Below are 12,640 nucleotides of genomic sequence, written 5' to 3'. Positions count from 1 at the left end.
TGCCCTTTTACTCCCGCATGAACAATTACCTGCTCTCCAGGGCGGCACTCGCCTGCCTGCTTGCCATCCCCGCACTCCTTGCTCCCGCCCTTGCCGCGCCTCCGGTCGAGCCGGCCGACCCGCCGGGTCAGCCCCTGTGGGAGATCGGCGTGGCGGGCGGCGTCATCAGTACGCCGTCCTATCCCGGTGCCGAGGACCGCGAGACGCGCGCCCTCGCGCTGCCGACACTGATCTACCGCGGCAAGGTCTTCCGCGCGGACCAGGGCGGCATCGGCGCACGGGTGTTCCGCAGCGATGTAGCAGAGCTCGACATCGGCCTGGCCGCTTCGCTTCCAGCACGTTCCGATGACGTGGCGGCCCGGGCCGGCATGCCTGACCTGGGCGGCCTGGCCGAATTCGGCCCGCGCCTGAAGGTGAGGCTCGCCCAGTTGGGCGAACGGCGCGCGATCCGTGCCGAATTCCCCCTGCGCGCCGTGCTGGAGGTACGCAGCGGCGTGCGCCACCAGGGCTATACCTTCGAGCCGCGCCTGGCCTATGAAGAGCGCAGCAGCGACGGCAAGTGGCGCTTCGAGGGCCATGTCGCCGCGGTGGTGGGCGACGGCAAGATCAACCGCTACTTCTACGAGGTGCGCCCCGAATACGCCACCAGCACCCGGCCTGCCTATGCGGCCGAATCCGGCCTGATCCTGGCCAGGGTCGGCGTGTTCGCGGCGCGCGTAGTCAACCGCGACCTGCGCGTGTATGGCTTCCTGCGTGCCGAGAACTATGGCCTTGGTGCGAACGATAACAGTCCCCTGCACCGGCGCGACAACGGCTTGTCGGCAGGGGTAGGGCTCGCATGGACCTGGAAGCGCTCGCTGGCGCTGGCGGGCGAGTAGGATTACGGCTGACCCGCGCCTAGGAATTGTTTCCTAATCGCAATCCATTGTTCGTGCACAAAAAGGAGGCATCGGCAGCGCGGAAGAATGGGCAGTTCGCATTCCATCGGAGTCAACGAAAATGCTCATCCGCGATGCCTGCCTCTGTCTCTGCCTGTCCATTGCTGCCGCCCTGTGCAGCCAGTCCGCCGTTGCGGCGCCTGATCCCTACCGCGATCATCATGGCCGGGTGCCAAGCGGGTACACGGGAGCGCTGTTCAAACTCAGCCATGACTACCCGGCCGGGTTGCCGGCGCCGGCCATGCCCTGGCGCAGCGCCGCCGGCAACCGGCCACTCGACCCCGGCAATGCCGCCGCCTACACTGCCGCCTTGAAAGAGAGCGTGGCGCGTGACATGGTGGCGCTGCTGGCCAATGACGGCCGCTGGAATGCGGCCGAGCGCGGCTGGTACAACGACCCCTGGCTGGGCGCGCAGCGCGAGCCGCTGCACGGCATGCTGGTCGGGATCGAGCGCGTCGACAGCAACCTGTTCCCGAAGAGCGGCCTGCGCAAACCCTTTACTACCTACGTCATCACGTATTACAACCGCATCGGTGCGCAGACGATCGGCCGGATCTGGGCGGGCAATCCGCATGCGCCGCAGCTAGCGGGGGGCGCGACCCAGTATGCCGAAGGCGCGGTGACGGTAAAACTCGCGTTCACGACCGCCGGCCCGGCCGAGTGGCCGGCCATGCAGGGCGCACTCGGCTGGCCGATCGCCATGACGGCGAACGCCACCACCGGCCACTTCGACCGGCCGGCGATCTCCAGGGGCTACCTGATGCAGGTCGATATCGCCGTGAAGGACACGCAATCGAGCCCGCAGACGGGCTGGGTCTTCACGACCTTTGTGTACGACAAGGATGCGCGGCCGGGACCGCATGGCGTGTGGGACCGGATGGTGCCGCTGGGCGCGCAATGGGGCAATGACCCGTCGGTGAACAGCGCGCTCCATCCCGGCGCCGCCTTGCGCGAAACCTGGATCAACCCGAAGGCGCCGCTGTACGCGACCGAGACGCTGGGCTGGGGCGGGCGCCTGTCCGGGCCGAATGACCATGGCGTGAATGACATCTCGGTGGCCAGCCAGGGCACGCGCCGCCTGATCCGCAACGCGCCCAACTCGTCCTGCCTGGGCTGCCACGGCAGCTCGCAGTGGAACGCCGCCAATCCGGGCAAGGGGATGGCCTCGTTCATGATGCCGCTGGCGCCGCCCGAGCCGGGAGCGGCACCGAATGCCGGCGCGCCCTACCTGAATTCGCCCAGGCCGGGGTCGGCGGAGTGGCTGCGCTGGTTCCAGAACCGGGCCGGGAACGTTCCCATGGATGCCGGCAGCATCGCCGGCGACTATGACCTGGCGCTGACCTTCCGCGTGCTGCCGGCCTGGCATGCGGCGACGACGGGGAAGGTGCATACGCTGCAAAAGCTCGATGCCGGTGGCGCGACAATCCAATAAAAAAGGGCGGCCCGCAGGCCGCCCTTCAGTTCGTGCGAACGCCGGTCAGCGCGACTTGACGAACGGCTTGCCCACCGCCTTCGGCGCCACCGACTTGGCCATCAGGCCGGCCAGCACGACCACGGTCACGACGTACGGGATCATCTGGATCAGCGAGCCCGGGATGCGGCCCACGACCGGCAGGTCGACGCCTTCGAGCTGGATCTGCACCGCCGAGAAGAAGCCGAACATCAGGCAGCCGAGCACCGTCTGCAGTGGGCGCCAGTTGCCGAACACCAGCGCCGTGAGGGCCAGGTAGCCGGCACCGGCCGACATGTCGCGCAAGAAGAAGCCGCTCTGGACGATCGAGAGGTAGGCGCCCGAGAACGAGCACAGCACGCCGGCCACCAGCATCGCCAGGTAGCGCGTCTTTTCGACCGAGACGCCGGCGGCATCGGCCGCGTGCGGGTTTTCGCCGCAGGCGCGCAGGCGCAGGCCGAAGCGGCTGTGGTAGACGGTCCAGTGCACGACCGGCAGCAGCAGGAAGGCCAGGTAGACCAGCGGCGAGTGGCCGCCCAGCACGCTGCCCCACAGCCAGCCGAGGACCGGCACGCCGGCGAGAAGCTCGGTGCCCGGCAGGATCACGTTCGACAGGCGCGCCGCGCCCAGGTCTGGCGTACGGCCGCCCTGCTGGAAGATGTACTGGGCGACGACAAAAGTCAGGCCGCTCATGGCGATGTTGATCGCGATGCCGGCGACCAGCTGGTTGCCCTTCTGGGTGATCGAGACGAAGGCCTGCACCATCGCGAGCGCGACCGAGACGGCGATGCCGGCGGCGATCCCGAACCATGGGTCCTGGGTCGTGTAGCCGACGGCGGCCGAGACAAAGGCCGAGGCGAGAATCTTGCCCTCGAGGCCGAGGTCGACCACGCCGCTGCGTTCGGCGAACAGGCCGGCCAGCGCGGCGAACATCAGCACCGGCGCATTGCGGATCGTCGAGACGACGATATTGGCGATATCAAAGTCCATGGCTTATCCCTTGCGTGTTGCGTTGATCAGTTTCAGGAGCGGCTTGGCGTAGAAGTTTTCCATCGCGCCGCAGAACAGGATGATCAGTCCCTGGATGAAGACGAAGGTTTCGACCGGGATGTTCGGCTTTTCCAGCGACAGGTCGAAACCGCCCTGGATCAGCGCGCCGAACAGCACCGACGACAGGAAGATGCCGACCGGGTGCTGGCGCCCCATCAGGGCAATCGCAATGCCGACGAAACCGGCGCCGGCCGGGAAGTTCAGGCTCAGGTAGTGGGTCGAGCCCATGATCGAGTTGACGGCGGCGAGACCCGCCAGCGCGCCCGAGATCAGCATGGCGACGATGATCATGCGGCTGATGCGCACGCCGGCGTAGTGGGCGGCGTGCTGGTTCAGGCCGGTGGCGCGCAGCTGGTAGCCCCAGGTCGAGCGCGAGACGACAACGCCGTAGATGACGAGGGCCAGGATCGCGATCGGGAAACCGATGTTCAGCGGCGTGTCGCCGAAGAAGGGGAACCAGGTGTTCAGGGTCGGCAGGGCGGCGGAGTCCGCAAACACGCGGCTTGCCGGATTCTGCTCGCCCTCGGGAATGAGGTACTTCACGATAATGAAGTTCATCAGGCTGGCGGCGATGAAGTTGAACATGATGGTCGTGACCACCACGTGGCTGCCGCGCTTGGCCTGCAGGTAGCCCGGCAGGAAGGCCCACAGCGCGCCGAACAGGGCGCTGCCCAACATGGCCAGCGGGATCATGAGCCAGGGCGACAGGGTGGCATCGAAGGCCAGTACCGCCAGCGTCAGGCCCAGGCCGCCGAAGTACATCTGGCCTTCGGCGCCGATGTTGAACAGGCCGGCCTTCATCGCGATCGACACGGCGAGACCCGTGAAGATGAAGGTGCTGGCGTAGAACAGGGTGTAGGCCAGGCCTTCCGGATTGACGATGGCCGAATCGATCAGGATCCGCATCGACTCAAGCGGGCTTTCGCCGAGCAGGTGGATCACCAGCGCGGCGACCAGCAGTGCCGACAGCAGGTTCAGGAGCGGCAGGGCGATGCCCGTCGCCCAGCGTGGGAGTTCGGTGGTTTTCATCTGTGTCATGACTTGTGCATGCCGCCCATCAGGAGGCCGATGCGGGTGGTGTCGAATTCGTCGATATTCAGTTCGCCGGTGATGCGCCCGCCCGACATGACTACGATGCGGTCGGCCAGGGCGCGCACTTCTTCCAGCTCCACGGACACCAGCAGGATCGCCACGCCTTCGTCGCGCAGGCGCAGCAGCTGGGTGTGGATCGATTCGATGGTGCCGATGTCGACGCCGCGGGTCGGCTGGCCGACCAGCATCAGTTTCGGCTGGGCCGACACCTCGCGCGCGATCACGACCTTTTGCTGGTTGCCGCCAGAGAGCAGGCCGATGCGCAGGTCCGGATTGTTCGGGCGCACATCGAAAGCCTGCAGCAGGTGAGCGCAGCGCTTGGCAATCGCGTCGAAGTCGAACAGGCCCCAGCGGTTCTTCACGCGCTCCTGGTAGCCGAACACGGTGTTTTGCATCACGGAGAAGTCCTTGATCACGCCATCGCGCAGGCGGTCTTCCGGCACGTGGCCGATGCCGAGCTCGCGGAAGGTGGCGGGCAGGCCGTCCGCATTGGCGCGGCGCTTGTCGTGCAGGGCTTTTCCTTCGAGTTCGACCTGGCCGGAAGTCGGCAGGCGCATGCCCGACAGAATTTCCATCAGCTCGCTCTGGCCGTTGCCGGAGACGCCGGCGATGGCGACGATCTCGCCGGCACGCACGGTGAGGTCGATATCGGCCAGCAGCTGGACTTTATTCGCGTCCTGCAGCTGCAGCTTCGATACCTTCAGCACCGGCGCACCCGGGTTGAAGGGCTTGCGCGGCAAATGTCCCTCGATCGGGCGGCCGACCATCATGTTGGCCAGCTGCTCTTTCGAGGTGTCGCGGGTCGCGACGGCGCCCGACACACGGCCGGCGCGCAGCACCGTCACCTGGTCGGTGATGTCCATGATCTCCTGCAGCTTGTGGGTGATCAGGATGATGGTCTTGCCCTGGTCCTTGAACAGGCGCAGGATTTCGAACAGCGAGGCCGTTTCCTGGGCCGTCAGCACGGCGGTCGGCTCGTCCAGGATGAGGATGTTGGCACTGCGGTAGATCTGTTTCAGGATCTCGACGCGCTGCTGGGCGCCGACCGACAGGTCGTGGATCGTGGCCAGCGGGTCGACATCGAGGCGGTAGCGCGTGCAGATCTCGCGCAACTCCTTTTCGACTTCCTTGCGCTTGCCTGCCAGCTTGAAGCCGCCTTCGGCGCCGAGCATCACGTTGTCGAGCACGGTCATGTTTTCGACCAGCATGAAGTGCTGGTGCACCATGCCGATGCCGAGATCGATGGCTTCGTGGCTGGTGCGGATCGTGCGCGCCTGGCCGTCGATCAGGAGCTGGCCGCTGTCGGCGTTGTAATAGCCGTACAGGATGCTCATCAAGGTGGATTTGCCGGCGCCGTTCTCCCCGATGACGCCATGGATCGAGCCCTTGGCGATCGAGAAGCTGACGTCAGCGTTCGCTTGCACCGGCCCGAAGGCCTTGCTTATGTTGCGAAATTCTACGGCTGGCTGCATAGCGATCAGTAGTGAAGAAAGTGAATGTATTTATTTAAGGATCAATGCATTCACGATGAATGCATTTAAAAGCGCGCCGCGCCGGAAATCCGACGCGGCGCGCTTTTAGCTAAAAACCAGGGAAAAATTAGACCGGGCAGCGGCTTGCGGCGCGGTAGTCGATGACCTTGATCTTGCCATTGATGATGTCGGCCTTCACGCCATTGACGCGCTTTTCGATCTCCGGGCTGACGACCTTGCGGTTGTCCTTGTCCAGCACCCAGTCCACGCCGCCTTCCTTCAGGCCCTTGTGGGTGACGCCGGCTTTCCAGGTGCCGTTCTTGACTTGCATGAACGAGTCGTAGACGGCGAGGTCGACGCGCTTGACCATCGAGGTCAGCATCGAGCCCGGATGCAGGTAGTTCTGGTTCGAATCGACGCCGATGGCCAGCTTGCCTTTTTCCTTGGCCATCTGCAAGGCGCCCATGCCCGAACCGCCGGCCACTGCGAACACGACGTCGGCGCCGCGGTCGAACTGCTGGCGTGCCAGCTCGCCGCCCTTGGCCGGGTCGTTCCAGGCAGCGCTGGTGGTGCCGACCATGTTCTGCATGATCTCGATCTTCGGCTGCTGCGCCTTGGCGCCCTGGCCGTAGCCGCAGGCGAACGCGCGGATCAGCGGGATGTCCATGCCGCCGACGAAACCGATCTTCTTCGATTTCGAGGCCATCGCCGCGGCGACGCCGACCAGGTAGGAGCCTTCCTGTTCCTTGAACATGATCGAGTTCACGTTCGCGCCCGGTGCGATCGAGTCGATCAGCACGAACTTCACGTTCGGGAATTCCTTGGCGACCTTGGCCACGGCCTGGGTTTGCGAGAAACCGATCGCGGCGATCATGTCGACCTTCTTGCGCGCCAGGCCGCGCATTACCTGCTCCGCTTGCGTGTCGCTGTTGGCCTGGACTTCGATGTACGACACCTTGGTTTCTTTCTTGAAGCGCTCAGCGCCTTCGAAAGCGGACTGGTTGAACGATTTGTCGAACTTGCCGCCGGCGTCATAGACGATGGCCAGTTTCGGATTCGCTGCGACTGCGCCGCCGGCGACGCACAGCGCCGCAATGGTCATGCTGAGTTGCTTGAATTTCATGAATTAGCTCCTGGAATTTCGATATTGTACCCGGCGCAACGGCTGCGTTGGGAGGGGCGGCCTAGAGGCAAGGCTCGATACGGCGGCGCTGCCGTCCGGATTGTGTCAGCCCGGGACATTTCATACGGTTACCATTTGTATCGAAGCCCTTCCTGGGCGCCAGTGCGTGCGCGGATGTCGCGTCATCGCAACAGCAAGCGTCGAGAAAAGTGCCAGCCAAGGGCTGTAGGGCACCACGGAGCTCAGCCTGCCAAATATGCATCAGTCCACGGATGCAAGGCAAATACGATTTTACTTGGCTATTTATTCGGTGGAAATATAAATGCCTACAAGTTTCGGCAATTTTTTTCCATCAAGCCACAGTTTCAATCAGTTGGGGCGGCAGCAGCGGGGCGCTGAAACGCATCGCGAGAAAGGCCGCGATCCGGGTCTGCGTCGCTTCCAGGTAGGGGATGGTGAGATGGTCGGAGCCGGGCACGATCTCGTCGAGGATCAGGTTGGCGAGCTTTTCGCACAGCTGGTCGGTATGCGAATGCGGCACGATGTCGTCACGCTCGGCGCGCAGCACGTAGGTGGGCACCATGAGCGAGGGGGCATGCTTGATCGATTCGAAGCGGTGGCGCAGCATGTATTCGATCGGCATCGCGCGGAACTTGCGCTTGGCGATGGCCAGGATCGAATCGTATGGCGTGATCAGGACGACCGAGTGCGCCGTCCGTTCCTTGGCAACCTGCACTGCGACGCCCGAACCCAGGCTGCGGCCGACGATCGCGATGCGCCGGGCGTCGACCTGGCCGAGGGAGGCGAGCCAGTCGTAGTGCGTGCAGCCATCGTCGATCATCAGGGTTTCGGCCGGGTCGCCGTGGGAATTGCCGTAACCGCGGTAGTTCATTGCCAGCACGGTCATGTTCGGGAACAGGTTGCCGGCATCGCGCACGACCCAGGAGACTTCTTCGGAGCGGCCGCCGAAATACAGCACCGCAGGGCGGGGGCCGGGCGTACGCGGCGTCATCAGCCAGCCGCACAGGCGGGTGCCGTCCTTGGCGCGCAGGACGATCGGGCGGGTGCGGTGGCCGGCGCTGCGCGGACTGGCCACTTCCGGGACGATGGTCGGGTTGAACACCAGGCGGCGCTGGTTGGCGGCAATCGCAGCCGTCAGGCCCAGCCACAACACGCTGGCAAAGCCCGCCATCCCCGCCGCCATTTTTTTGGAAGTGTTCATGGCCCCAGTCTAACGCGGCAGTACGAAACGTTCTGTGCGCCATGTCGCCATGCATTGCAGCATGAGTGTTGGTCGGTGCGAAAGTATGCTTTTTACTACAGGCTCCGTTCGTCGTGTGCGCGCGCCTGGTTCAGGTAAGATTGCTGGTTCATTGCTCATCCAACAAGGAACCGCCGTGCATTTCCTGCTGACCTACGATCTCGCCCCCGATTACCTCGAACGCCGCGCCGAATTTCGCAACGAGCACCTGAAACTGGCGTGGGAAGCACAGGAGCGCGGCGAGATGGTGCTCGCCGGTGCGCTCGACGACCCCGCCGACCGGGCGCTGCTGCTGTTTAACTGCGACAGCGCCGAGACGCCCCAACTCTTCGCAGCAAAAGACCCCTATGTGACCAACGGTCTCGTACGCGCCTTCCACGTGCGTCGCTGGAATACGACGGTGGGCGACATCGCCACCAATCCGGTGCGCCCGGACTAACGGCCAGGGATCAGCGCGGCACCAGTTTCAACACCAGGTGCTGCGTGGTCGCCGCCAGCGTATTGGCGCCGAGGACGGCGATTCCGCGCGGAGCATTCAGCCCGCCGGGCAGGGGGCCGAGTACGTTGCTCTGGCTGCCCGCCACCCCGGTGACCGTGCTGACCGCCCCGTTGGTGCCGATGCGCCGGATGGTGCCGTTGCCGGTATCGGCCACGAACAGGTTGCCGGCGCCGTCGATCGTCAGCCCCGCCGCCCGGCAGAAACGCGCCGCCCCGGGTGCGCCGTCGGCGCTGCCGCATTGCCCGGCCGCCCCGGCCAGGGTGCGCACCTCGCCCGAGGGCGAGATTTCGCGGATCGTCGAATTGGCCGTATCGGCCACGTACAGCCAGCCGTCTTCATCCACCTCGATATCCTGCGGCTCGCAGAAGCGCGCCGCATTGCCGCGGCCGTCGCTGCTGCCGCAGGAACCGGCGACGCCGGCGATCGTGGTGACGTTGTTGGCGCGGTCGATGCGGCGGATGGTGTGGTTCAGCGTATCGGCCACGTACAGGTTGCCCTGGCGGTCGAGCGTGATGCCCTGGGGCGAGCAGAAGCGCGCAGCGCCGCCATTGCCATCAAGGCTGCTGCACTGGCCGGGCGCACCGGCGAGGGTGGTCACGGCGCCGGCGGCGCTGATCTGCCGGATCGTCGAGTTGCCGGTGTCGGTCACGTACAGGTTGCCGCCGGCATCCACCTCGAGGCGGGTTGGCGTGTTGAAGCGCGCTGCCGAGCCGGCGCCGTCCTGGCTGCCGATGGCACCCGCAATGCCCGCCAGCGTGACCGCCACCCCTTGCTCGGACACCTTGCGGATCGTGGCGCTGTTCCTTTCGGCGACGTACAGGTTGCCGTCGGGAGCGGCGACGATGCCTTCGGGCCCGTCGAAACGGGCGTTCGAACCGGATCCGTCCTGCGAGCCGCCGCACTGCGGGCACAAGCCGCCGGCAATCAGGAAGACGCCCGTCTCGGCAGGCGGGCGGTCGGGGCCCGGGCCGTGCGGCCTGTCGTCGTCATCATCGAAATCGGTGTAGCCGAGGCCGACCGACACGCCGCCACCGCAGGCAGCCAGCGCGGCGCACAGCATGAGGGGACCGAGCCGCCGGGAAAGCCGCAACGCAGACCGGCGCAGGGCCTGAAGCACAGTTGGGAGGGGCATGGCGTCTCCTTGAAAGTGGCAGGGCATCCCGCCTTTATTCCACCGAGATTAATCAGCAGGTGTCCGCAATATATGAGCCCGATCAAGCGTGCGCAGGTGGACGTGTGGAACACGCGACAAGCGTACGCCACATGTCCTGTATCTGTCCATGCGTACCGCCTTGGCGAGTCGCATTGCGCTGCGAGTCCGGTCCACGGCGTAGCCGGCCGTTTTGTTTCGCAGCTGCAAGCTCCCTTCGGTTACACTTGCCCGGCTATTCAATCCGGGCAGGAGAGTGCATGCAAACCGTTGTCAACCTGTGGCCGCTGCTGGGCGTGGCCGTCATCGCCGCCGGCTTCCTGCTGCGTGCCAACCCCGTGCTGGTGGTGGTCGCTGCCTGCGGCGTGACCGGCGCCGCCGCCGCGATGCCGTTCATGCACGTGCTCGAGTCGCTCGGCACGGCTTTCCTGAAAACCCGCAACCTGCCGCTGGTGCTGCTGCTGCCGCTGGCCGCGGTCGGCCTGCTGGAGCGCTTCGGCCTGAAAGAGCATGCGATGGCCAGCATCGCGAAGATCCGCTCGGCCACCAGCGGGCGCTTGCTGATCGTCTACCTGTTCCTGCGCGAGACCTCGGCCGCGGCCGGCCTCACCAGTCTGGGCGGTCAACCATCGATGGTGCGTCCGCTGGTCGCGCCGCTGGCCGAAGGCGCCGCCGAGGCCCGCAACGGCAAGATCTCCGACAAGCTGCGCTACCGCATCCGCGCGATGGCGGCGGCCACCGACAACGTCGGCCTGTTCTTCGGCGAGGACATCTTCGTGGCTTTCGGGGCGATCGTGCTGATGCAGACCATCCTGCGCGCCGAAGGGATCGAAGTCGATCCGCTGCACATGGCGATGTGGGGCATCCCGACGGCGGTGTGCGCCTTCATCATCCATAGCTGGAACCTGCGCCGGCTGGATGTGGCGATTCGCCGCGAAGGGGAAGGCAAGTGACGCCTTTGCCAATCCCGTCTTCGATCTTTTCCTTACCTTTCCTGTACCTGCTGGTCGGCCTGCTGCTGGCCTTCGTCGCGCTGCTCACCGCCTTCGACCGCGCCCATCCGCGCCGTTTTACGTCGAGCCTGTTCTGGGGGCTGTATGCCTCGGTGTATCTGCTCGGCGACTTCATGGCCCCGGCGCTGGCCGGCGCCATCATGCTGGCGATGGCGCTGCTGGCCGGCTGTGGCCTCGTCAAACCGGGCAAGCACGGCACCCTGGCTGAGCCCGAGCGCCGCGCCAGCGCCGCGCGCCTGGGCAATCGCCTGTTCCTGCCGGCGCTGGTGATCCCGGTTGTCACGGTGCTCGGCGCGACGCTGCTGAAAGACGTGCAGATTGGCGAACTGGCGTTGTTCGACAAGGCGCACCTGACGCTGGCCAGCCTGGGCCTCGGTTCGCTGCTGGCCATCGGCGCGGCCTGCTGGCTGACCCGCGCCACCCCCGTGCAAAGCCTGCGCGAAGCGCGGCGCCTGGTCGACGCCATGAGCTGGGCGGTGACGCTGCCACACATGCTGGCCGTGCTCGGGCTATTGTTTACTGAAGCCGGCGTCGGCAAGGCAGTGGCCGCGGTGACGACCACCTGGTTCGACGCCGACTCGCGGTTCACGGCCGTGGCGCTGTACTGCATCGGCATGGCGCTGTTCACGGTCATCATGGGCAATGGCTTTGCCGCCTTCCCCGTGATTGCCAGCGGTATCGGCGTGCCGGTGCTGGTCGGACAGTACGATGCGAACCCGGCAGTGATGGCTGCCATCGGAATGTTCAGTGCGTATTGCGGTACCTTAATGACGCCGATGGCGGCGAACTTTAATATCGTCCCCGCGGCCTTGCTGGAGTTGCCCGACAAAAACGCTGTGATCAAGGCGCAAATCCCGACGGCGCTGCCGCTGCTGGCAGCCAACATCGTCCTCCTCTACTTCCTCATGAATTTTTCTTAACTAAGCGATAGCCATGAAAAAAACTGTGCTGCTGACTGGATTCGAGCCGTTCAATGGAGCGACCATCAACCCGGCCTGGGAAGCGGTGCGCGCGCTCAAGGGCTGGAACGGCGACAGCTTTTTCGTGGAAGTGCTGCAGCTGCCGTGCGTGTTCGGCATGGCCAACCGCGTCCTGCGCGGCGCGATCGACGAGATGAAGCCGAGTATCGTGATCTGCGTCGGCCAGGCCGGTGGGCGCGCCGACCTGACGGTCGAGCGGGTGGCGATCAATGTCGACGACGCGCCGATCCTCGACAACGACAAGCAGCAGCCGGTCGACGCGCCGATCGTGGCCGGCGGGCCGGCGGCCTATTTTGCGACGCTGCCGGTCAAGGCCATCGTCGCCGCGATGCGCGAGCGCGGCCTGAAGGCCTCGGTCTCGCAGACGGCAGGCACCTTCGTGTGCAACCACGTGTTTTACGGGCTGATGAACCATATCGACGGCAGCGCGCTCACGGGCAAGATCACGGGCGGGTTCATCCACGTGCCCTACCTGCCCGAGCAGGCGGCGGCGTTTCCTGACGCGCCGTCGATGCCATTGGCGGAGATCGTCGAAGGGTTGCGGGTGGCGGTGGAGGTGGCGGTGCGGGGTGGGAATGACGTGGCTGTGGGCGGTGGAGCTACCCACTAACC

12 protein-coding genes are annotated in these 12,640 nt (G+C 65.5%); 6 read left to right on the top strand and 6 right to left on the bottom strand.

Annotated elements, in window-relative coordinates:
- The first annotated feature begins 17 nt into the window (after positions 1-17).
- Together ACFPN5_RS01180 and ACFPN5_RS01175 are read left to right on the top strand one after the other, a co-directional pair.
- Positions 18-878: a MipA/OmpV family protein gene (locus tag ACFPN5_RS01180; RefSeq protein ID WP_379779249.1), complete on the top strand. Its 861-nt coding sequence runs from the start codon at positions 18-20 to the stop codon at positions 876-878.
- 121 nt (positions 879-999) lie between these two features.
- On the top strand, positions 1,000-2,370 hold the full coding sequence (locus tag ACFPN5_RS01175) for a hypothetical protein (RefSeq protein ID WP_379779247.1): 1,371 nt from the start codon (positions 1,000-1,002) through the stop codon (positions 2,368-2,370).
- A 45-nt stretch (positions 2,371-2,415) separates the two neighbouring features.
- On the opposite strand, the gene ACFPN5_RS01170 is transcribed toward ACFPN5_RS01175, so the two are convergent.
- The 5 genes from ACFPN5_RS01170 to ACFPN5_RS01150 form a co-directional block, all read right to left on the bottom strand.
- Positions 2,416-3,378: an ABC transporter permease gene (locus ACFPN5_RS01170; protein WP_379779245.1), complete on the bottom strand. Its 963-nt coding sequence runs from the start codon at positions 3,376-3,378 to the stop codon at positions 2,416-2,418.
- Between the two features lie 3 nt (positions 3,379-3,381).
- The gene (locus ACFPN5_RS01165; RefSeq protein WP_379779792.1) at positions 3,382-4,467 is read right to left on the bottom strand and encodes an ABC transporter permease; all 1,086 of its coding nucleotides are present in this window, start codon (positions 4,465-4,467) and stop codon (positions 3,382-3,384) included.
- Between the two features lie 5 nt (positions 4,468-4,472).
- Complete coding sequence (locus tag ACFPN5_RS01160; protein WP_379779243.1) at positions 4,473-6,002, bottom strand: ABC transporter ATP-binding protein; 1,530 nt, start codon at positions 6,000-6,002, stop codon at positions 4,473-4,475.
- Between the two features lie 127 nt (positions 6,003-6,129).
- Complete coding sequence (locus tag ACFPN5_RS01155; protein WP_379779241.1) at positions 6,130-7,125, bottom strand: BMP family lipoprotein; 996 nt, start codon at positions 7,123-7,125, stop codon at positions 6,130-6,132.
- Positions 7,126-7,477: 352 nt separating this feature from the next.
- Positions 7,478-8,347, bottom strand: coding sequence for an alpha/beta hydrolase (locus ACFPN5_RS01150; RefSeq protein WP_379779239.1), 870 nt, complete (start codon positions 8,345-8,347; stop codon positions 7,478-7,480).
- 175 nt (positions 8,348-8,522) lie between these two features.
- Here ACFPN5_RS01150 and ACFPN5_RS01145 point away from each other — a divergent pair, with 175 nt between their 5' ends.
- The gene (locus ACFPN5_RS01145) at positions 8,523-8,825 is read left to right on the top strand and encodes a YciI-like protein (protein WP_379779790.1); all 303 of its coding nucleotides are present in this window, start codon (positions 8,523-8,525) and stop codon (positions 8,823-8,825) included.
- 10 nt (positions 8,826-8,835) lie between these two features.
- On the opposite strand, the gene ACFPN5_RS01140 is transcribed toward ACFPN5_RS01145, so the two are convergent.
- Positions 8,836-10,017 carry an SMP-30/gluconolactonase/LRE family protein gene (locus ACFPN5_RS01140; RefSeq protein WP_379779237.1) on the bottom strand — a complete coding sequence of 394 codons (1,182 nt, stop codon included), beginning with the start codon at positions 10,015-10,017 and terminating at the stop codon, positions 8,836-8,838.
- A 278-nt stretch (positions 10,018-10,295) separates the two neighbouring features.
- Here ACFPN5_RS01140 and ACFPN5_RS01135 point away from each other — a divergent pair, with 278 nt between their 5' ends.
- From ACFPN5_RS01135 to pcp, 3 genes are read left to right on the top strand one after another with little or no spacing between them, the layout of a single operon-like run.
- Positions 10,296-10,988 (top strand): DUF969 domain-containing protein, encoded by a 693-nt coding sequence (locus tag ACFPN5_RS01135; RefSeq protein WP_379779235.1) that lies wholly within the window; start codon positions 10,296-10,298, stop codon positions 10,986-10,988.
- On the top strand, positions 10,985-11,968 hold the full coding sequence (locus ACFPN5_RS01130; RefSeq protein WP_379779233.1) for a DUF979 domain-containing protein: 984 nt from the start codon (positions 10,985-10,987) through the stop codon (positions 11,966-11,968). The genes ACFPN5_RS01135 and ACFPN5_RS01130 overlap by 4 nt, the downstream gene beginning before the upstream one ends.
- Before the next feature lie 13 nt (positions 11,969-11,981).
- Positions 11,982-12,638, top strand: coding sequence for a pyroglutamyl-peptidase I (pcp, locus tag ACFPN5_RS01125; protein WP_379779231.1), 657 nt, complete (start codon positions 11,982-11,984; stop codon positions 12,636-12,638).
- Positions 12,639-12,640: the final 2 nt, after the last annotated feature.

This window comes from Massilia niabensis (assembly GCF_042655085.1).
Classification (GTDB): domain Bacteria; phylum Pseudomonadota; class Gammaproteobacteria; order Burkholderiales; family Burkholderiaceae_D; genus Telluria; species Telluria niabensis.
Note: the sequence above shows the minus strand (reverse complement) of the source record. Positions and strands in the feature narration are given on the sequence as shown.

Coding starts and splice junctions, on each gene's coding strand:
- ACFPN5_RS01180 (WP_379779249.1), top strand. CDS start 18: ATGAACAATTACCTGCTCTCCAGGGCGGCACTCGCCTGCCTGCTTGCC.
- ACFPN5_RS01175 (WP_379779247.1), top strand. CDS start 1,000: ATGCTCATCCGCGATGCCTGCCTCTGTCTCTGCCTGTCCATTGCTGCC.
- ACFPN5_RS01170 (WP_379779245.1), bottom strand. CDS start 3,378: ATGGACTTTGATATCGCCAATATCGTCGTCTCGACGATCCGCAATGCG.
- ACFPN5_RS01165 (WP_379779792.1), bottom strand. CDS start 4,467: ATGAAAACCACCGAACTCCCACGCTGGGCGACGGGCATCGCCCTGCCG.
- ACFPN5_RS01160 (WP_379779243.1), bottom strand. CDS start 6,002: ATGCAGCCAGCCGTAGAATTTCGCAACATAAGCAAGGCCTTCGGGCCG.
- ACFPN5_RS01155 (WP_379779241.1), bottom strand. CDS start 7,125: ATGAAATTCAAGCAACTCAGCATGACCATTGCGGCGCTGTGCGTCGCC.
- ACFPN5_RS01150 (WP_379779239.1), bottom strand. CDS start 8,347: ATGAACACTTCCAAAAAAATGGCGGCGGGGATGGCGGGCTTTGCCAGC.
- ACFPN5_RS01140 (WP_379779237.1), bottom strand. CDS start 10,017: ATGCCCCTCCCAACTGTGCTTCAGGCCCTGCGCCGGTCTGCGTTGCGG.
- ACFPN5_RS01135 (WP_379779235.1), top strand. CDS start 10,296: ATGCAAACCGTTGTCAACCTGTGGCCGCTGCTGGGCGTGGCCGTCATC.
- pcp (WP_379779231.1), top strand. CDS start 11,982: ATGAAAAAAACTGTGCTGCTGACTGGATTCGAGCCGTTCAATGGAGCG.